The 19,388-nt window shown below is 31.7% G+C and carries 20 protein-coding genes and 1 pseudogene; 12 read left to right on the forward strand and 9 right to left on the reverse strand.

The window, feature by feature from the left end:
- Window positions 1-112: 112 nt before the first annotated feature.
- Together dnaK and B4G36_RS00410 are read right to left on the reverse strand one after the other, a co-directional pair.
- Complete coding sequence (gene dnaK, locus B4G36_RS00405; protein ID WP_291061180.1) at window positions 113-2,014, reverse strand: molecular chaperone DnaK; 1,902 nt, start codon at window positions 2,012-2,014, stop codon at window positions 113-115.
- A gap of 257 nt (window positions 2,015-2,271) precedes the next feature.
- Window positions 2,272-2,598 (reverse strand): tRNA-binding protein, encoded by a 327-nt coding sequence (locus B4G36_RS00410; RefSeq protein ID WP_291061193.1) that lies wholly within the window; start codon window positions 2,596-2,598, stop codon window positions 2,272-2,274.
- A 615-nt stretch (window positions 2,599-3,213) separates the two neighbouring features.
- Between B4G36_RS00410 and B4G36_RS00415 the strand changes: the two genes are divergently transcribed.
- The 6 genes from B4G36_RS00415 (at window position 3,214) to ftsY (ending at window position 8,413) form a co-directional block, all read left to right on the forward strand.
- Window positions 3,214-4,851, forward strand: coding sequence for a M1 family metallopeptidase (locus B4G36_RS00415; protein WP_038337061.1), 1,638 nt, complete (start codon window positions 3,214-3,216; stop codon window positions 4,849-4,851).
- 142 nt (window positions 4,852-4,993) lie between these two features.
- The gene (gene lnt / locus B4G36_RS00420) at window positions 4,994-6,649 is read left to right on the forward strand and encodes an apolipoprotein N-acyltransferase (RefSeq protein WP_291061183.1); all 1,656 of its coding nucleotides are present in this window, start codon (window positions 4,994-4,996) and stop codon (window positions 6,647-6,649) included.
- An 82-nt stretch (window positions 6,650-6,731) separates the two neighbouring features.
- On the forward strand, window positions 6,732-6,968 hold the full coding sequence (gene rpmB, locus B4G36_RS00425) for a 50S ribosomal protein L28 (protein WP_038337064.1): 237 nt from the start codon (window positions 6,732-6,734) through the stop codon (window positions 6,966-6,968).
- Window positions 6,969-6,979: 11 nt separating this feature from the next.
- Entirely contained in the window at window positions 6,980-7,162 is a 183-nt protein-coding gene (rpmG, locus tag B4G36_RS00430; RefSeq protein WP_038337065.1) for a 50S ribosomal protein L33, read from the forward strand.
- Between the two features lie 14 nt (window positions 7,163-7,176).
- Complete coding sequence (locus B4G36_RS00435; protein ID WP_084106961.1) at window positions 7,177-7,326, forward strand: DUF4295 domain-containing protein; 150 nt, start codon at window positions 7,177-7,179, stop codon at window positions 7,324-7,326.
- A 124-nt stretch (window positions 7,327-7,450) separates the two neighbouring features.
- Window positions 7,451-8,413: a signal recognition particle-docking protein FtsY gene (ftsY, locus tag B4G36_RS00440; protein WP_219034146.1), complete on the forward strand. Its 963-nt coding sequence runs from the start codon at window positions 7,451-7,453 to the stop codon at window positions 8,411-8,413.
- A gap of 68 nt (window positions 8,414-8,481) precedes the next feature.
- Here the strand turns inward: ftsY and B4G36_RS00445 are convergent, their stop codons facing one another.
- The gene (locus B4G36_RS00445; protein WP_291061185.1) at window positions 8,482-8,916 is read right to left on the reverse strand and encodes a hypothetical protein; all 435 of its coding nucleotides are present in this window, start codon (window positions 8,914-8,916) and stop codon (window positions 8,482-8,484) included.
- 145 nt (window positions 8,917-9,061) lie between these two features.
- Here B4G36_RS00445 and B4G36_RS13935 point away from each other — a divergent pair, with 145 nt between their 5' ends.
- From B4G36_RS13935 to B4G36_RS00455, 4 genes and pseudogenes are all read left to right on the forward strand, one after another.
- Window positions 9,062-10,336: a hypothetical protein gene (locus B4G36_RS13935; protein ID WP_312193832.1), complete on the forward strand. Its 1,275-nt coding sequence runs from the start codon at window positions 9,062-9,064 to the stop codon at window positions 10,334-10,336.
- A 45-nt stretch (window positions 10,337-10,381) separates the two neighbouring features.
- Window positions 10,382-10,852, forward strand: a pseudogene (locus B4G36_RS13940) (TonB-dependent receptor); the annotation flags it as partial.
- Between the two features lie 18 nt (window positions 10,853-10,870).
- On the forward strand, window positions 10,871-11,122 hold the full coding sequence (locus B4G36_RS13945) for a hypothetical protein (RefSeq protein WP_312193835.1): 252 nt from the start codon (window positions 10,871-10,873) through the stop codon (window positions 11,120-11,122).
- 100 nt (window positions 11,123-11,222) lie between these two features.
- Window positions 11,223-12,236 carry a hypothetical protein gene (locus B4G36_RS00455; RefSeq protein ID WP_291061187.1) on the forward strand — a complete coding sequence of 338 codons (1,014 nt, stop codon included), beginning with the start codon at window positions 11,223-11,225 and terminating at the stop codon, window positions 12,234-12,236.
- Between the two features lie 37 nt (window positions 12,237-12,273).
- Here the strand turns inward: B4G36_RS00455 and B4G36_RS00460 are convergent, their stop codons facing one another.
- On the reverse strand, window positions 12,274-13,335 hold the full coding sequence (locus B4G36_RS00460) for an acyl-CoA reductase (RefSeq protein WP_291061189.1): 1,062 nt from the start codon (window positions 13,333-13,335) through the stop codon (window positions 12,274-12,276).
- Between the two features lie 62 nt (window positions 13,336-13,397).
- On the opposite strand from B4G36_RS00460, the gene B4G36_RS00465 reads away from it, so the two are divergent.
- Window positions 13,398-13,748: a 4Fe-4S dicluster domain-containing protein gene (locus B4G36_RS00465; RefSeq protein ID WP_114999046.1), complete on the forward strand. Its 351-nt coding sequence runs from the start codon at window positions 13,398-13,400 to the stop codon at window positions 13,746-13,748.
- A 419-nt stretch (window positions 13,749-14,167) separates the two neighbouring features.
- On the opposite strand, the gene gldG is transcribed toward B4G36_RS00465, so the two are convergent.
- From gldG to B4G36_RS00485, 4 genes are read right to left on the reverse strand one after another with little or no spacing between them, the layout of a single operon-like run.
- Window positions 14,168-15,835, reverse strand: a complete 1,668-nt coding sequence (gldG, locus tag B4G36_RS00470; RefSeq protein WP_291061191.1) for a gliding motility-associated ABC transporter substrate-binding protein GldG — start codon at window positions 15,833-15,835, stop codon at window positions 14,168-14,170.
- 4 nt (window positions 15,836-15,839) lie between these two features.
- Window positions 15,840-16,568, reverse strand: coding sequence for an ABC transporter permease subunit (locus tag B4G36_RS00475; RefSeq protein WP_219034141.1), 729 nt, complete (start codon window positions 16,566-16,568; stop codon window positions 15,840-15,842).
- Between the two features lies 1 nt (window position 16,569).
- Window positions 16,570-17,115 carry a CopD family protein gene (locus tag B4G36_RS00480; protein ID WP_114999049.1) on the reverse strand — a complete coding sequence of 182 codons (546 nt, stop codon included), beginning with the start codon at window positions 17,113-17,115 and terminating at the stop codon, window positions 16,570-16,572.
- A gap of 40 nt (window positions 17,116-17,155) precedes the next feature.
- Window positions 17,156-17,998 (reverse strand): SAM hydrolase/SAM-dependent halogenase family protein, encoded by an 843-nt coding sequence (locus B4G36_RS00485; RefSeq protein WP_114999051.1) that lies wholly within the window; start codon window positions 17,996-17,998, stop codon window positions 17,156-17,158.
- A gap of 76 nt (window positions 17,999-18,074) precedes the next feature.
- Between B4G36_RS00485 and B4G36_RS00490 the strand changes: the two genes are divergently transcribed.
- A complete protein-coding gene (locus B4G36_RS00490) occupies window positions 18,075-19,049 on the forward strand; it encodes a PhoH family protein (protein WP_115001971.1) in 975 nt (324 codons plus the stop codon).
- Between the two features lie 67 nt (window positions 19,050-19,116).
- On the opposite strand, the gene B4G36_RS00495 is transcribed toward B4G36_RS00490, so the two are convergent.
- A complete protein-coding gene (locus tag B4G36_RS00495; RefSeq protein WP_280037895.1) occupies window positions 19,117-19,290 on the reverse strand; it encodes a hypothetical protein in 174 nt (57 codons plus the stop codon).
- Window positions 19,291-19,388: the final 98 nt, after the last annotated feature.

A 19,388-nucleotide genomic window follows, 5' to 3' on the forward strand; every position in this document is an offset into this window, starting at 1 on the left:
AAAATGCACAACGGGTATTAATATACAATAATTTAATATATAAACAATAAACTAATATGATACAAAAAAGCCTCGCAATGCGAGGCTTTCCTATTGATAAATGAAATTTCTATTATTTAACTTCTTCGAAGTCTACGTCTTCAACACCATCATTTTTTGCTTGACCTTGATCAGCTCCTGGTTGAGCTTGCGCACCACCTTGTTGACCTTCGTTCATTGCAGCATAAATTTCTTGTGAAGCAGCATTCCAAGCTGTGTTCAATTTTTCCATAGAAGTATCAATTGCAGCAACGTCTTGAGCAGCGTGAGCAGATTTAACCTCAGCTAAAGCTTCTTCAATTGGTTGTTTTTTGTCAGCAGGAATTTTATCTCCGTACTCAGTCAATTGTTTTTCCGTTTGGAAAATTAACGCGTCAGCAGCATTTACTTTTTCAATTTTTTGTTTTGCTTCTTCGTCTTTTGCAGCATTTTCTTGCGCTTCTTTTTTCATTCTTTCGATATCAGCATCAGATAATCCAGATGAAGCTTCAATTTTGATTGATTGCTCTTTTCCAGTTCCTTTATCTTTTGCAGATACACTCAAGATACCATTCGCATCAATATCAAATGTTACTTCGATTTGAGGAACACCTCTTTGTGCTGGTGGAATATCTACTAAGTCAAAACGTCCGATTTCTTTGTTATCGTTGAATAATGGACGCTCTCCTTGACCAATTCTTAATGTTACTGCTGGTTGATTGTCAACTGCAGTTGAGAAAACTTCAGATTTTTTAGTTGGAATTGTTGTATTCGCTTCAATTAATTTTGTGAATACTCCTCCTAAAGTTTCGATACCTAAAGATAATGGTGTAACGTCTAATAATAATACGTCTTTTACATCACCTGTTAAAACACCTCCTTGGATAGCTGCGCCAATTGCAACAACCTCGTCTGGGTTAACTCCTTTAGATGGTTTTTTACCGAAGAATTTTTCTACTTCTTCTTGGATTTTTGGCATACGTGTAGATCCACCAACTAAGATAACTTCGTCGATATCGTTGATTGATAAACCTGCATCAGATAACGCTTTTTTACAAGGTTCCATAGAACGACGTACTAAATCTTCTGTTAATTGATCAAATTTAGAACGAGTTAAAGTTTCTACTAAGTGTTTTGGTCCTGTTTCGTTAGCTGTAACGTATGGTAAATTAATTTCTGTTTGAGCAGAAGAAGATAATTCGATTTTAGCTTTTTCAGCAGCTTCACGTAAACGTTGTAAAGCCATTGCGTCTTTTTTCAAATCTACACCTTCTTTCGCTTGGAATTCAGAAGCTAACCAGTTGATGATTGCATCATCAAAATCATCACCTCCTAAGTGAGTATCACCGTTTGTAGATAATACTTCGAATACACCGTCACCTAATTCTAGGATTGATACGTCGAAAGTACCACCACCTAAATCGTAAACAACGATTTTTTTATCTGAGTTTGCTTTGTCTAATCCGTAAGCTAATGCAGCAGCAGTAGGCTCGTTGATAATACGTTCTACTTTAAGACCTGCAATTTCACCGGCTTCTTTAGTTGCTTGACGTTGAGCATCGTTAAAATAAGCTGGTACAGTAATTACCGCTCTTGATACTTCTTGTCCTAAATAATCTTCAGCAGTTTTTTTCATTTTTTGTAAAATCATTGCTGAAATTTCTTGTGGAGTATAGTTACGTCCATCAATATCAACTACTGGCGTATCATTGTTTCCTTTTACAACTGAATAAGGAACACGACCGATTTCATCTGCATCATTATTAAATTTAGTTCCCATGAAACGTTTAATAGAATAAATCGTTTTCTTTGGGTTTGTTACAGCTTGACGTTTTGCTGAATCACCAACTTTAATTTCCCCTCCTTCTACGAATGCTACGATAGATGGAGTAGTTCTTTTACCTTCTGCATTTGGAATTACAACTGGCTCACTACCTTCCATTACAGAAACACAAGAGTTCGTTGTACCTAAGTCGATTCCGATTATTTTGCTCATATTGTTTAGTTATTTTTTATATTATTAATGATTTATTTTTAAACTTTTATACATCATCAAAAATGATGCTACAATAAATAGTCAATCTTTGTGCCAACATAAAAAAAATGACATCCAATAGATTTTAGATGTCAGGTTGTCAGATTATGATTAATGATTTGATTATTTATCGATAAAAAAGTCAGTTTATTGGTTGATAAAATGTCAGCGTTAAGTTATACTTAAATTTTATCTCAGTCTTAGTCTCAACCTCAATATTACCCAATCTTACTTCCGTTTTCTACTTTTCGTTCGGGATTCAAAAGAATAACATCTTTATTATTTCCATAAACGCCCATCACGAGACATTCGCTCATAAAAGTGGCAATTTGTTTTTTCGGAAAGTTAACCACAGCAATTATTTGTTTTCCAATCAATTCCTCTTTTGTATAAAGCGATGTAATTTGTGCCGAACTTTTCTTGATTCCTAACGGACCAAAATCAATTTCTAATTGATAAGCAGGATTTCTTGCTTTCGGAAAATCATTTGCACTGATAATTGTTCCAATTCTCATATCAACTTTTTCGAAATCTTGCCAAGAAATTGTTTCAGTATTATTTTCAAGTTTTGGTTCTTCTTTTGGTTTATTTTCTTTGTCGTAAATTGTTTGTAGAATTTTTTCTAAATCAGTTTTTTCATCTGCATATTTCGTTTTCATGTCATCGGGCATTCTGTTGTAATACGTCAATGCTTTTTCGCCAAACTGCTTGATGTAAAAATCGGTCAATGGTGGAACATTTGGAAATCGTTTATGAAAAATCATTTCTGTATATGCTTGCCATTCGCGTTCTTCTCGCAATTCAATTTGATTTTCACCCGAACGCTGAAAAACATGTACCATTTCGTGCATCAAAACATTAGAAAGTAATACTAAATCAAAATCTAAGGTATTGCGTGGAACACGAATCGTAATTCCAGTTTTTTCTTCGCCTTCTGCAGTCAATAAAAAACCTTTCGGATCGATTTCTTCTCGAAACGTAAAACCTGTAAAAGCACTATGTTTTAATTTTAATTCATCTAAAATTTCGTACAATGCTTCAACGATTAAATGATTATTTTTTAAATAATTTATTCTTTCTTTAAATTTTTCTGTAATCATAGTTTTTTGGCTTATTTATCAAATATATAATCTTATTTTTGATATGTTTTAAAAATGACTATGAAGAAATTAGTACTATTACTTGGCTTGATCTCGATAACAACAAATGCACAAGTACTTAATAACAAACAAGAGTTTACGCGACAAGATTCGCTTCGCGGAACGAATAATGAATTCCGAAATTGGTGGGATGTTAAACATTATAATGTTTGTGTTCAGCCTAAGTGTGATGATAAAGCCATTTGTGGTGTAGTTGAAATCGAATTTGATATTGTAAAAGAAAATCATCCAAACATAATGCAGATTGATTTGCAAGAACCAATGCAAATTACTAATGCAAAATTAAATGGAAAAAAGGTTGAATTGACAAGAGAAGGTAATGTTTACTTTATTAAAACACCAAAAGTTTATAAGAAAAAAAATGTTTTAAATTTATCTTATAACGGAAATCCTCGTGTTGCAGAGAGAGCCCCTTGGGACGGCGGTTGGATTTTTACAAAAGATGAAAAAGGCCGCGATTGGATGTCTGTTGCGGTGCAAGGATTAGGAGCGAGTGCTTGGTTTCCGAACAAAGATTATTTAGGAGATGAACCAGATAATGGAATGGAATTGGAAATTATCACACCTAAAAATTTGGTAGGAGTTGGTAATGGACGATTAAAAAAACAATCTAAAAGAAAGAATAATGATGTTTATGTTTGGAAAGTTGTCAATCCAATCAATAATTATAACATTATTCCATATATCGGACATTATGTCAATTTCAAAGATACTTTCGAAGGTGAAAAAGGTAAATTGGATTTAGATTATTATGTGTTAGATTATAATATAGATAAAGCAAAATCGCAATTTGAACAAGCAAAATTAATGTTGAAAAGTTTCGAATATTGGTTTGGACCTTATCCTTTTTACGAAGATTCTTTCAAGATTGTTGAAGCGCCGCATTTGGGAATGGAACATCAATCTGGAATTGCGTACGGAAATAAATTTGAGAATGGTTATTTAGGTCGTGATTTATCAGGTTCTGGTTGGGGATTAAAATGGGATTTTATCATCGTTCATGAAGCTGGTCACGAATGGTTTGGGAATAATATTACCGAAAAAGATGTGGCAGATATGTGGATTCACGAAGCATTTACGGCTTATTCGGAAACGTTGTTCACAGAAACTTATCATGGAAAAGAAGCTGCAAGCGAATATGTGCGTGGAACGAGAAAGGCAATTCAAAATGATATTCCAATTATCGGCGTGTATGGTGTAAACCAAGAGGGTAGTGGTGATATGTACTATAAAGGTGCAAATATGATTCACACGTTGAGAACGTGGATGAATAATGATGAAAAATTTAGACAAATGTTACGTGGATTAAATAAAGAATTTTATCATCAAACTGTAACTACAGAGCAAATCGAAAATTATATTGCGAAGTTTTCTGGTTTAAATCTGAACGCTTTTTTCAATCAATATTTAAGAACAGTTAAAGTACCGACTTTAGAACTTAAACAAAATGGAAACAAAGTTGAATATCGCTATACAAACGTTGTGGATGGATTTGCAATGCCTTTACGTTTGAAAGATTCTGATTTCACCATCAATCCAACGACTAATTGGCAAACAATCAATAATTTAACAATTACAAAAGCGATTGATGTAACAATTAATCCAAATTATTATATCGATACGCATATTATATATTAAAACTGAATGAGAACTTGAAACGAGTTCAACATGACAAGGAAAGTCAACCTGAACTTGTTTCAGGTTCTCATCCAAAATGATTTATAAAATATTCCAAACAAATATCATCGGTTATTGAATGATGAAATTATAAATTTGTGACATGAAAAAATATATTGCATACGCAATCTTATCGGGATTATTATTAACAGCAGGTTGGCCATCGCACGGCTTTCCATTGTTATTATTTATAGGATTTGTACCCTTGATGTTGGCAGAACATCAAATCACGCAACGCGCAGAATTCAAGAAAAAAGGACGCAAAATTTTCGGACTTTCGTTTTTAGCTTTCTTTATTTGGAATGCGATTGTAATTTGGTGGTTGCATTATGCACAAGAAACGGACGCGAATGGAGATTTGCACAATTCGTGGAGCGCTTATTTGATTCCAGTTGTGGCGAATTCCTTGTTTATGTCAATTGTTTTTCAGTTGTATCATTTCGTTAAAACCAAAGCTGGTAATCTATATGGATTGGTTTTTCTTCCTGCGATTTGGATGAGTTTTGACAAACTAACCTTGAATTGGGAACTAACTTGGCCTTGGTTTAACCTTGGAAATGGTTTTGCAAAATATTACGAATGGGTGCAATGGTACGAGTACACAGGAACTTTTGGAGGAGCACTTTGGATTTGGTTAGTTAATATTACAGTATTCTATTATTTGACGGCTTATATTAATAAGAAAGAAATGAGATATCTAAACAAATTAGGTATTTACGCTGGATTATTAATCGCTGTTCCAATTGGTATTTCTTACATTATTTATGCGAATTACGAAGAAAAAGGAAAAGCGCTTGATGTGTTAGTTCTTCAGCCAGATCTTGATCCTTACAACGAAAAGTATATGAAAGATGGTTTGCAGATTTATGACGAATTGAAACAATTGGCATTGAAAAATATTCAACCAAAAACTCAATTTGTTGTTGCACCAGAAACTGCCGTACCTGGATCATCTGCCTTGATTTTTGATAATATGTATGATGATTTAATTATACAAGACATTCAGCAATGGACAAAAACCAAAAAAGATTTACATTTTGTAACAGGAGCATCTATCATGCGAATTTATCCAATGCAATCTTTAGCATCGGAAACGGCATCTGTTATGAGAGATGGAATTACGTGGTACGACGCTTATAACTCGGCTTTGCAGATAAGTGGAAACGATTCTATAGAAGTTTATCATAAGAGTAAATTAGTACCTGGAGTAGAAATTTTTCCATATCGAAACATTTTAATGCCAATTATTGGAGAATTTATGCTTAACTTTGGCGGCACAACAAAAACGTTGGGGATTCAACCTCATCGTTCTGTTTTCAAGAATAAAACAAACAACGCTACTGTTGCTCCGGTTATATGTTACGAATCTATTTACGGAGACTATACGACAGAATATGTGAGAGAAGGCGCAAATGTTATATTCACAATGACCAACGATTCTTGGTGGGGCTCTACCGATGGTCATCGTCAATTACTATTATATGGTAATTTGAGAGCTATTGAAAATAGACGCGCTATCGTTAGATCTGCAAATTCAGGTATTTCGGCTTTCGTTAATCAGCGAGGAGATATAATGAAGTCTTTACCATATGGAGAGCAGGGTGCCTTAAATGGTACAATTTTAATGAATAGTGAATTAACGTTTTATACAAAATATGGCGATGTAATCGCGAGGATAGCGCTGTTGATAATGGGAATTATCTTGGCTTATACTCTTGCGCAGAAGTTGTTATATAAACAAAATAAGAAAAAAATATAAAATTAATAACCTAAAGAGTTGTATAAGTAATATATAATTTGTTACTTTGCACTCCGTTTAAAATAGGACAATACAAAATAAGATGTCAAAAATTTGTCAAATTACAGGTAAGAAGAGATTAGTGGGAAACAATGTTTCTCATGCTAATAATAAAACAAAACGCACTTTTGAAGTGAATTTGTTCAAAAAGAGATTTTTTATGCCAGAAACTGGTGAGTGGATTACATTAAGAGTTTCTGCACACGGTTTAAAAACAATCAACAAATTAGGAGTTGATGAGGCTGTTAAACGTGCACGTAAAGAAGGTTTAATCAAATAATTTAAGACACCATGGCAAAAAAAGGAAACAGAGTACAGGTTATTTTAGAATGTACAGAGCATAAAGAAAGTGGTATGCCAGGAATGTCTCGTTATATCACAACTAAAAACAAAAAAAATACTCCAGATCGTATTGAGTTGAAAAAATACAACGCAGTATTGAAAAAGTATACAATTCACAAGGAGATTAAATAATAAAATTTTAGACGATGGCAAAGAAAACGGTAGCAACCCTACAAACTGGGTCTAAAAAAATGACCAAAGTTATCAAAATGGTAAAATCTCCAAAATCTGGAGCTTACGTATTTGTTGAAAAAGTAGTTAACGCTGATGAAGCAGATTCTTTCTTCACGAAATAATCAAATCATCTCCTTAACAAAAAATATTTAAGGTTAATTGAGCTGCCTCGTTTTCAGGGCGGCTTTTTTATTTCCTTATATTTTATGTATCTTCGTACAAAATTTTAAGAAATTTAGCTTATTAATGAGTTGGTTCAAAAAGATATTAGGTAAAGAAAGCAAAGAAAAATTAGATGAAGGATTAGAAAAATCTAAAACTTCTCTATTCGATAAAATCAGTCGCGCTGTAGTAGGTAAATCTAAAGTAGACGATGAGGTTTTAGATGATTTAGAGGAAGTATTGATCTCTTCTGATGTCGGCGTTGAAACAACGATCAAAATTATTCGTCGAATAGAAGAACGCGTAGAGCGTGATAAATATGTTTCGACTTCTGAGTTAGATTTAATTCTTCGCGAAGAAATTGCAGGCTTACTTTCCGAGAATAATATCGAAGATACAAATGGTTTTTCGATTCCAAAGAAAGATGTGCCATATGTTATTATGGTGGTCGGAGTAAATGGAGTTGGAAAAACAACGACGATTGGTAAATTGGCTTCTCAGTTCAAATCTCAAGGACTTAAAGTAGTTCTTGGTGCGGCAGATACGTTTCGTGCGGCAGCTGTAGATCAGTTGGTAATTTGGTCGGATCGTGCAGGTGTACCAATTGTAAAACAAGCGATGGGTTCTGATCCTGCTTCGGTTGCATTTGATACCATTCAGTCGGCAGTTGCGCAAAATGCAGATGTTGTTTTGATTGACACAGCAGGACGTTTGCATAACAAAATTAACTTGATGAACGAGTTAACTAAAATAAAACGTGTGATGCAAAAGGTAATTCCTGATGCGCCACACGAAGTTCTATTAGTGTTAGATGGTTCTACAGGTCAAAATGCTTTTGAGCAAGCGAAACAATTTACACAAGCAACAGAAGTTTCTTCTTTAGCGGTTACAAAATTAGATGGAACAGCAAAAGGAGGAGTAGTAATTGGGATTTCAGATCAATTTCAGATTCCAGTTAAATACATTGGTGTTGGTGAAGGAATCAATGATTTGCAAGCTTTCAATAAAATGGAGTTTGTCGATTCTTTCTTCAAACGTAATAATTAAGAAATTTAATTCCTATAAAAATATAAATCCTTCAAGTTTTTCTTGAAGGATTTTTTTATGATATAGTTTTAATAAATCACCTTAATATATTCTTTATAAAACTTTTTGTTTTTATTTTCTTTCTTCGAAATGGTTTTTAAAAACTCGTTTAAATATTCTCTAAAAGGAGAATCTTTCGCCAAAGCATCTTGTTTTTTACTTGTCAAAACTTGAACAGTTCCGTACATTTCTTCATCATTTTCTACACTCGATGCAATCAAAGTGAAGGTTTCATTTGATTCATTAATGATATTTTTATTTGACCAAACTAACAACGGTTGATTGTTTTTAGTGTACAAAACATTGTCCCATTTTCCAAACCAATCGTATAGCATTTTTTTCGCAACCAAAGATGTTTGGAAACTTTCGACACGATATTCTGTCAACGAACGTTCGGCTTGTTCTTGCGCATATAATAAATTGAAACTTGTAAAAAGTGCGATAAAAAGAAATAATTTTTTCAAACTCAAAAATCTTGTTTAGCGTAAAGTTATCAAAAATAATTGCAATTCTTATGTAACTTATTTGTTCTTCATGCGTCATTTAAGTATACACTAACTCTTAATTGAAGAATTAACCATAAAGAAATTTTTTGTACTTGCTGTTACATTGTCAGGAATTTTTGCTTTTGGACAAGAAGAAAAGCAAGATTCAACCGACTATAATCCAATCGAAATAAAAGAAGTTTTAGTTCAATCGCAACGCAAAAAAATGTTTGCGGACAAAGCAGTTTATACGTTTGATAAAGAAGCGTTGGAGAAAGCGCGCTACGCAAAAGATTTGTTGAATACGTTACCAGAATTACAAGTTGATCCAATTTCGAATACGATACAGAGTACAAAAGGGGGAACGACTTTGTTGTTGATTAATGGAATTGAAGCAACAGATAATCAAATTCGTGCCGTGAAACCGCAAGATGTGGTACGTGTTGAGTATTTTGATATTCCGCCAGCGCGTTATGCAAATCGTGCAGATCAAGTGGTGAATTTGATTACACGAAATCCAGAAAATGGTTATGTGTACGGAGCGGATCTCACTTCGGCGTTTACAACAGGTTTTATAAATGGTTCTGCTTATGCGAATTTTACGAAAGGAAAAAATAACTTTGGATTAGAGTATAACATCTATCTAAGAGATTATAAGGATCGTACTTCGATGAATATTTATGATTATAACTTAAATAATATTCATTACAGAACAGAAAATCAGCGCAACGAATATTTTGGATATACGAATCAAACAATTGCATTACGATATACCAATTCGGATTCGGATAAATATGCTTTTCAAGCAAAGTTGGATATGAATATCAGTTCGAGTTTTGCTTATGCGAATGGCACAAGTTTGTTCTATCAAAATAGTTTATTAGAGAATCATTCAACCTACAAACATTCTAATTCTAATTATTCAAAACCAACATTAGATCTTTATTATTCGAGAAAATTAGGAAAGAAAGATGAGTTAAGTTTAAATGTAGTTGGATCGATGTATACAACTAAATCGATTGACGAAACGCGCGAATGGGAAACTTTATCAGGTGCGGAACAATATAATTATTTGACAAATTTAGAAGCTGATCAAAAAGGAATTGTAGGAGAAATAGCGCACACACATAGTTTCGAGAAAGGAAAATTAAATTCTGGTTATCGAATTTCGAATAATTCAATTGATAATAAATTAGAAAACTTAAATGGTCTTTCGAATAATAAAGTAAATTATTTAGAACAATATATCTATTCTGAATATTCTGGAAAAGCGAAAAAACTGTCGTATCGTTTAGGTGTTGGATTAACGAATGTTCATAACAAGAATGAAGATACAAACACAGATACGTGGACGTTTACGCCAAAATTAGTATTGGGTTATGAATTAGCGAAGAATTAAAATTTACGTTTTTCAAGTTCATATAAGCCAACAAGTCCTTGGAATTCAGCATTGAGTAAAAACGTGATTCAGGTTGTGGAAAATATTACACAAGAAGGAAATCCGTATTTAACTATTCAGAAATCGTTTGGAAATAATTTAATTTATTCCTTCAATTCAAAATATTTTGATTTAAATACAAATGCATTTTATCATTATACAAAAGATCCGATTAATCAATTGTATTTGCAAAATATCATTAATGGAAATGTAGAAGGGTATAAATTAACGTACGAAAATGCTCAAAATTCGCAACGTTACGGTGTTCAAATTACAGGTTCTATCAAACCTTTCGGAACAGATATTTTAGCTGTTAAAGTAAATATAGCACCAGCAACAGAGCGTTTTAAAACGAAAGATGGTAGAATTTTGAAGAATGATTATATCGGAAATTATTTTGCATTATCATCTGTTTACAAAAACTTTCGTGTAGATTATCAATTTAATATTCCGTATTACACGTTGGGCGGAGCTTAGTTGTATACACAAGAAAACATGAACCATGCTTTTGCGAGTTATAAGTACAATAATTGGACTTTTTCTACTGGAATGTATTGGATTGGAATGCCATCGACTTACAAGCAAAAAACGATGGATAAACAATATGTGGATTATTCTCGTGTAGGGAAAATTTGGGACAACAAATCGATGTTTGTTGTTGGTTTGAGCTTTGATTTTGCTAAAGGTAAGAAAACAAATATCAACCGAAAATTAGAAAATGAAACTGCTGGAGCAGCAACATTTTAATTATAGTTAATTTTATTTACAGAAAGTATCATTTTCTTTTTAGATATGATACTTTTTGTTTAAAATCAAATAACTTATATTTAGTTAATTAATAAAGTTTATGAAGAAATTATTTTTTTTATTTATAATATTTTCAATATCGCTTAATGCACAAATTATTAATCTTAAAATTTTAGATTTTGATAATTTGCCTCTTGATGACGCGGATATTTATTTTAAAACTTCGACAAAGAATTTCATTTCTGATATGGAAGGGAAGGTAGTTGTAGATTTATCAAATGTTAGTGGAAAAGATGAATTAATTATTTCCAAAAAAGATTATCAAGATGTAATTATTAAAGTAGCTGATTTGAAAGCTGATTTGAATGTTAAACTTGAAAAAATTAATGTAATTGAACTAAAAGAGGCTTTTGTATCTAATTTAAAAGTTGAGGATATTCTGAAAAAAGTAATCGATAATTATGAAGCAAATTATAATGTCGAAAAGTATTATTATTTAGTTGATTTTACTCAAGATGTACATTATGATAGTTTAGAAAGAGAGTATATTAATTTGGATTTAGAATTTAAATTTAATAAAGATAATTTGAAGATAAAATCAAGTAAAGAACCAAATAAAATTATTGATGTAAAAAGAGATAGAAAGGTTTATATAGTTTTAAGTGATTATTTTAAAAATATTTCAATTGGGAAAAATTTAAAGCAAATACTCAATAATATTTCTGAAAACAAATATACTGTTAATCAATTGTTGGTTTCAAAATATTCAGAAAATACAGTTTATGTAATTACTTTAGAAAATGAAACAAAGCAAGTTTTATTAACAATAGATAAGTCTACTTTTGCAGTTATTGATTTTATTTCGAAGGCAACTCAAGTGAAAGATAAATATTCAGGTTTAGCTGAAATAAGTTATAAATTCAGACCATATCAAGATAAATGGATATTAAAAGAAAGTTCTGTGTTTTCGAAATTAAATGTTGATTTAGGTAAAGAAACAAATGTTAAAATTGATATTAAATTGAAAGTAGGAGATTTTAGTCTAAATTCTTTCAAAGGTTTTAATAAAACTATTAATCCATATAAAGATTTAAGACTAAATTTTAAAGAATAATAAAAAACCTTCACAAATTTGTGAAGGTTTTTTAGTTTTATAACTCCGCCAAAAATTTCAGCGTATCAATATTATCGGCGTAATCAGTTAATTTCGGAAATTGAGTTTGGCCAAATTCAACATAATTCGGATTATCTTTCATATCATTTCCAACCACACATTGTATTTGATTCTCATTTTCGATCAAATAATTTTTAACATCATTTATATCTTTATAAACTTCAAAATTTACAACTGCAATAGGAGAATGTAAAGCTGGATCTTTTTTCATTAGAACAAAATTATTGTCTAAAAATTCATCTTTTCCTAACAAAAATATTGCACGATTATAATCGTAATTATTTGCATATTTAGGATGGTTAATCACATCACCCCAAGAAAAAATAGCTTCGAATATTTTTGGTAATTGTGCTTCATTTTTTACATAAAGTTTCGTCACATTTCGGCAACCTAATCCAAAATAAATGAATAAGTCGTTACCCAATTTTTTCAATTCTTCATCAGTTTCCGAACCATTCAATACAGCAACCGAAGTTCTATTTTTACGAATAATGTTAGGAACTTTTCCAAAATATTGTTCAAAATAACGTGCCGTGTTATTACTTCCAGTTGCAATAACTGCATCAAAATTTTCTAATCGTTCAACAGTTTGAATAATCAATTTGAAATTTTCATCAATCGAATACAAATATTTTATCGCTAATTTGATTAATTTATCATCTTTAGATGAGGTTTTGATTAACGCATTATTTCCAGAAATAACAACAGAAAGCAAATCATGAAAACCAACCAAAGGTAAATTTCCTGCCATTATAATTCCAACATTTTTTGGCATTTCAGCAAATGGATAATCTTTCGTCCAAGCCAATAAATTTTCTTCCGTTAAAGCTTCTGCCCAACTTTTCAAGGCTAACGTAATATTATCTTTTGTAAACCAATTGTTGTAGGCTTCTGCATCGCTCACCGCATATTCAGCTTCTTCTTTCCAATTCTCGAATTTTTCTGTCAGTTCCGCGTCTTTAATTGAATCATTATTTATAATAAAATTAAAAAACTGCCCCAATTCGTTAAATGCTGAAATCCTTTGTTCAAATGTCATTTTTTTTGAAAATTAAATGTAATTTTGTAATTGCAAATGTAGGAAATAAAAAAACAGATACAATGGCTATAATTATTACAGATGAATGTATAAATTGTGGAGCTTGTGAGCCAGAATGTCCAAATAACGCGATTTATGAAGCTGCGGTAGATTGGAAATATTCTGATGGAACTTCTCTTAGCGGGACAATTGTAAACGTAGACGGCGCAACTTTTGATGCTGATGCGGTGCAAGATCCTGTGAGTGATGAGGTTTATTACATTGTTCCCGATAAATGTACTGAATGTAAAGGTTTCCACGAAGAACCACAATGTGCGGCAGTTTGTCCGGTGGATTGTTGTGTACCTGATGATAACCACGTAGAAAGCGAGGAGCGCCTTTTGAGCAAAAAAGCGTTTATGCACTTAGAGTAAAATCGTCACAACTTTACATATAAAAACCTCTCAAAATTTGAGAGGTTTTTTTAGTTTTCGGGCAATCCCTTCGGGCGGACTTTTCGTTCCAATCTTTTTCTGAAGAAAAAGGATTTTTATTTCAGTCCCTATTGCACTTATTTTTTTCATCTAATTAATAATTAAAAGAAAATGACATCAAATCTATGACTTTAAGAAATTAAATTGAATGAAGGATTAAAATGAATTAGTGAGCGAATGCGAAACATTTAATTCATTTCCGAAATGAAATTTAATTTTAGTCAGATAGATTTAAAGTCTTGATTTTTTTGATTCGTTTTTTCATCAAGGAAAAAATGAATGAGAATATTATATAGCTTATTAATAATGAGAATCTAACTCTTATTGAAGAATTATCATTCATAATTAATAACTCATCATTATGAATATCTTTTCTTTCTAATCCAAAATCCAATTCCAGCGAACAAGCCAATAATAGCAGTTGGAACAAGTAGATTCATCATTTGCCAAGTAGATTTTTCTTGTAAAACAGTCGTTTCACTTAGCAACGGAATCTCTAATTTACGATTACGTAAAGCCAAGAAATCAGAATCGCCTAATAAATAATCCATCGCATTCATTACAAATGTTTGGTTAGCGTATGTTTTCGGTTTTCCATCTGGATTATCTGGTCGAACCGAAAATTTATTTTCACCTAATTGCATCGGAATTCCTCTCCACAAAGCATTTTTCAAAACATCTCCATCCGAAATGACAATCATTTTACCATCGGTAGTTTTCGGTTTGAAATTCGGAAATTCTTTACGTTCGTAACGCGAAGCATAAGCCGAATTGAAATTCCCTTCTAATAAAACTGCCATCGGAATTTTACCCATTTTATATTCTTCAGGATTTTCGATTTCGACTTCGTTTAATTGAATATAATTTAAAGCAGGTTTCAAACTTGTTTGTTCAGAAGAACTCAACAAAACGGTTTGTTTAATATTTGGATTTTTTAATAACTCGATTGGATTCGCAAATTGAAATAAAACATGATCGATCGAACTTGTAATTGGGTTTTCTTCACCTTTAATTCCTAATTCAAAATAAGGCCAATTGTAATAATTGTAACTTGTATTTCCTGCAGTTTCACCATCAGCCAAAACAATTTGCGCCCCATTCATATCCTTGATAACAGCTGGATGAATACGAACACCATAATTGAATAAGAAATCATTTAACTTCAAATCTCTTGGAAAAGCAACGATTTTTCCACTTCGGAAAATAGAATCCATTTCAGCATCGACAGTTTCCACAGCCATCATCATTTTTCCACCATTCATGATATATTGATCCAAAACCAATTTATCCATATCAGAAAAAGGTAATGTAGGTTTTGCGATAATTAAGGCGTCAAAACGTTTCAAACTATCCAAATCAGAAGGTTGTAAAGTAAACGATTTGTTTGCTATTGGATTAAGGTAGATCTCAACATCATATTTTTCTGACAAAGCAGAACCTAATCCTTGAATATTTACTTCTGGTAATTCGTCATGATGAACGATAAAACCAACTCTTTTGCGCTCAAAATTGGTTGATTTCTGAATTTTTTCTGCAAATAAATATTCTAATTTTTCTGTTGAAGCTAACGCTAACTTTTCGAATGGAGTAGAAGGATCATTGACCAAAACCTCCATATAAGTTGATTTGTCGCCGTAAGTTAATTTTGCATACGGATAAACATTTAAAATTCCTTTGTCGGTTTTAATCGGAACTGGAGCTAATTTATTTTGCTCTAATTCGGCTTGTTCTAAATCGACAGGATCAACAAAAGAATAAGAAATATTACTATTTTTTTCGCGAAGTTCGTCTAATAAAAATTGAATTTCGTTCTTCAAAATTCTGTAATCACCTGTTAAATCTCCACCCAAAAGAATTTCAATTTTAAGCGGTTGTTTTACATTTTCTACTAACTTTTCGGTTGTAGAAGTTAACGTAAAACGTTTGTCTTTCGTCATGTCAATTCGCGTATAAAAAAATTGAGCAATGATAAAAAGCGCGATAAATGCGATGAAAGTAATTAGATGTTTTTTGTTTAATTTTTTCATGGCACTATTTTTTATTTTCAAGATTAACAATTGAAATTTGATTCAAGATTCCAATCAAAATCAAAAAGTAAAGTAAATCTCGTGTGTCAATAATTCCTTTCAAAAACTGGTTGTAATGTGTAAAACTTCCAATTTTTTGAACATAGAAATCCATCGAACCAAGTAAATTATATGACGCTAAACTTTCGAATCCATAAAAAATAATGAAGCAAAAGAAAACCGCCAAAACATAAGCCATTACTTGATTTTTGGTAATAGATGAAGTAAATAAACCAATTGCGGCGAATAAACTTCCTAGAAAGAAAAGTCCTAAATAACCAGAAAAAATTGTTCCGTAATCTAATTCTTGTTCGGGCATCAAAAATTCTTGCAACGTAATAGTGAACAAGAAAGTTGAAAGTAAACAAAAAACAACAACTGAAACGACTGCTAAATATTTGCCCCAAATAATTTGGTTATTTTTTATAGGTAGTGTGAATAACCACAATAGTGTTCCGTTTGCTTGCTCTTCTGCGATTAATTTCATCGTTAAAGCTGGAATCATGAATAGAAAAATCCAAGGTCCAACAAAGAAAAAACTACTTAAAGAAGCATTTCCAGTATTGAAAACATTGAATTCGTTATCAAAAAACCAAAGGAACAAAACCGAAACGATAACAAATGTTGCGGTTGCTAAATAAGCGTTGAAGCCTAAATAAAAATTGGAAAACTCTTTTTTGAAGATTGTCCACATGTTATTTTTTATTATTACGATTAATTAAACGCACAATAAGCATAAGTAGTATACCACAACCAAAGAAACTGACAATCGACCAATACCAATTTTGACCAAAATCTGTTTTTTGAATCACAGCAAACACGATAACAAATAATAAAATAGTCGCCAATTCGTTCATCATTCGCAATTGAACAGAAGTGTATTTGAAAACTTTATTTTGGATTTGTTTCAACGTTCGCCAGCACCAAAAATGATAAATTAATAAAACACTTATCATTCCTAATTTACTTTTCATCCACGGCATTTGTAATAAACCTTGATTTTTGTAAAGCATATTCAATCCCATTGTAATCAAAATAACCAAAGCAGGAGCGGTAATTACATTCCATAATTTTTTCTCCATGTAGGTATATTGATCCTGCAAAATTGATTTTTTTGGTTCTTCCATTTGTTGCGTTTCTGTATGATAAATCATCAAACGAACAATGTAAAATAAACCAGCAAAGTAACTTACCACGAAGATAACGTGTATTGCTTTGTATATTAAATAATTATAAGTCATATAGTTATTGTAAACTCTCTAATACTAAATTTTCTCAGCGTTAATTTTCAAATTCAATTGTAATTGTATCGTTTTTCTTTAATCCCATTAACTGATTTGCACCTCCTGATATTGTTGGATTACTCTTGTATAAAGTAACTTCTAAAAATCCTGCCGAATTAAACAAACACAATGTTCGTCCAAAAGCTTGCACTTCTTTGTTAAAATCTTGTACAACTTCGTTGTAATGCTCATAAATAACAGTAATATCGGTCATCGAGAAATCTTTCTGACGAAGCAAAATTTTATATTTTCTGTCTTGTGCAATTTCATCGAAAAAATCTTTCGAAATATTACTCACAACATTTCCAAAATGATCAATATAAATCACATTTCCTATGATATATTTATCATCGCGATAAATTGGTTTCAACTCATTCAATTGCTTCATTTCGGTACGTTTGTTCCCTAAAAGAGCAGGAACTCCGCCGCGCGCCAAGTGACATGCAACTGGTACAAAACAATTTTTCATTGGAAATAAACTGTCTATTCCTTCTGGATAAGCAGTGATTTCGTAAATTTCTTCTGGTTGATTTTTTTGGCAAATCAAGGATAAAATTCCATTATCTGCACAAATAAAATAATGATGATTGATTAATGCACAAATCGGCTTCTGATAAGGCGTACTTAAGGCATTAATTCCAATAATATGTATAGTTCCGTCGGGAAATTCTTCGTAAGAATTACGAATGATATAGGCAGCTTCAGATAAATCATAGGGATTAACATGATGCGAAATATCTACAATTGTAACATCGGCCAATTCTTTTAGAATTGCGCCTTTAACGCTAGAAACAAAGTAATCTTTGACTCCAAAATCCGATGTTAATGTAATAATTGCCACTATTCTCTAATAATTAGCAAATATATTGTTTATTATTCTTTATTTTTGCGTAAGTGAACCAAAAAAACGATCTCATTTGACAGAAATTAATATTGAATTAGCCGAAATTAATGCTCAAGATTTTTATGGTGCTAATAATGAACATCTAAAAAGAATCAAAGAATATTATCCAAAATTAAAGATTGTTGCTCGCGGAAGAGAGTTAACAGTATTTGGAAATGAAGATGTTCTGAAAGTATTTGACCAAAAAATGCAACGAGTAATTCAGCATATTCACAAATACAATCGACTATCTGATCGCGAACTCGAAATTATTATGACCGAAGATAATAATGAAATGCTTCAAATAAAAAAAGAAGACGAAATTATTGTACACGGTGTAAATGGTAAAATCATCAAACCTCAAACGCCTAATCAACAAAAGCTGGTACAAACTGTTTACAACAAAGACATGGTGTTTGCAATTGGGCCTGCTGGAACGGGAAAAACTTATACTGCTGTTGCGTTGGCGGTACAAGCGTTAAAGAACAAAGAAGTTCGCCGAATTATTATGACACGTCCTGCCGTAGAAGCTGGCGAGAATTTAGGTTTTTTACCAGGTGATATGAAAGATAAATTAGATCCATATTTGCAACCTTTGTACGATGCGTTGAAAGATATGATTCCGTTCGAAAAACTTTCGTCTTATACCGAAAAAGGGGTAATAGAAGTAGCACCTTTAGCATTTATGCGTGGTCGAACTTTGGACGGAGCTTTTGTAATTCTTGATGAAGCGCAAAACACAACCTATGCTCAGATGAAAATGTTTTTGACGCGTATGGGAAAAAATTCTAAGTTTATTATCACAGGAGATCCTGGTCAGGTCGATTTACCACCAAAACAAAAATCTGGTTTACGTGAGGCGATTAATATATTGAAAGATGTAAAAGATATCGGATTTATTTATTTGGATGATAAAGATGTTGTTCGACACAAAATTGTTCGCGAAGTCTTGAAAGCTTACAAAGTGAGTGAAGATAAAGAGCGAGAGAAAATAGATATTAAAAAATAAATCAAAAAGCCAATTGTTTCTAAGAGCAATTGGCTTTTCGATTTAATATTTATGGCAGAATATTAAATTATTCTTTTAGTGGATTAGTTTTTAAAGTAAAACCTAAAATGTTAAATACTAATCCTATTGGCAAAATCATTCCTGCAATTAAGCTCATTCTATTAGAATCAGAAAATTCTAAGATTAATAAAATTGAAGTTAATATTAAAACTAATCCCGTTATATATAATATATTTTTCATTTTATTATAAATTGTAATTCAATCAAATATAATGATTTATTTCTGATTTTGTAAAAAAATATTCGATTCTAAAATCAAGTTCCTTTAGATTTGAAAAT

It is taken from the genome of Empedobacter sp. UBA3239, from assembly GCF_002362875.1.
Classification (GTDB): Bacteria; Bacteroidota; Bacteroidia; order Flavobacteriales; family Weeksellaceae; genus Empedobacter; species Empedobacter falsenii_B.

Excerpts from the sequence above, each read along its gene's own strand:
- dnaK (WP_291061180.1), bottom strand. The coding sequence starts at position 2,014 with ATGAGCAAAATAATCGGAATCGACTTAGGTACAACGAACTCTTGTGTT.
- B4G36_RS00415 (WP_038337061.1), top strand. The coding sequence starts at position 3,214 with ATGAAGAAATTAGTACTATTACTTGGCTTGATCTCGATAACAACAAAT.
- lnt (WP_291061183.1), top strand. The coding sequence starts at position 4,994 with ATGAAAAAATATATTGCATACGCAATCTTATCGGGATTATTATTAACA.
- rpmB (WP_038337064.1), top strand. The coding sequence starts at position 6,732 with ATGTCAAAAATTTGTCAAATTACAGGTAAGAAGAGATTAGTGGGAAAC.
- rpmG (WP_038337065.1), top strand. The coding sequence starts at position 6,980 with ATGGCAAAAAAAGGAAACAGAGTACAGGTTATTTTAGAATGTACAGAG.
- B4G36_RS00435 (WP_084106961.1), top strand. The coding sequence starts at position 7,177 with ATGGCAAAGAAAACGGTAGCAACCCTACAAACTGGGTCTAAAAAAATG.
- ftsY (WP_219034146.1), top strand. The coding sequence starts at position 7,451 with ATGAGTTGGTTCAAAAAGATATTAGGTAAAGAAAGCAAAGAAAAATTA.
- B4G36_RS13945 (WP_312193835.1), top strand. The coding sequence starts at position 10,871 with ATGAACCATGCTTTTGCGAGTTATAAGTACAATAATTGGACTTTTTCT.
- B4G36_RS00455 (WP_291061187.1), top strand. The coding sequence starts at position 11,223 with ATGAAGAAATTATTTTTTTTATTTATAATATTTTCAATATCGCTTAAT.
- B4G36_RS00460 (WP_291061189.1), bottom strand. The coding sequence starts at position 13,335 with ATGACATTTGAACAAAGGATTTCAGCATTTAACGAATTGGGGCAGTTT.
- B4G36_RS00465 (WP_114999046.1), top strand. The coding sequence starts at position 13,398 with ATGGCTATAATTATTACAGATGAATGTATAAATTGTGGAGCTTGTGAG.
- gldG (WP_291061191.1), bottom strand. The coding sequence starts at position 15,835 with ATGAAAAAATTAAACAAAAAACATCTAATTACTTTCATCGCATTTATC.
- B4G36_RS00475 (WP_219034141.1), bottom strand. The coding sequence starts at position 16,568 with ATGTGGACAATCTTCAAAAAAGAGTTTTCCAATTTTTATTTAGGCTTC.
- B4G36_RS00480 (WP_114999049.1), bottom strand. The coding sequence starts at position 17,115 with ATGACTTATAATTATTTAATATACAAAGCAATACACGTTATCTTCGTG.
- B4G36_RS00495 (WP_280037895.1), bottom strand. The coding sequence starts at position 19,290 with ATGAAAAATATATTATATATAACGGGATTAGTTTTAATATTAACTTCA.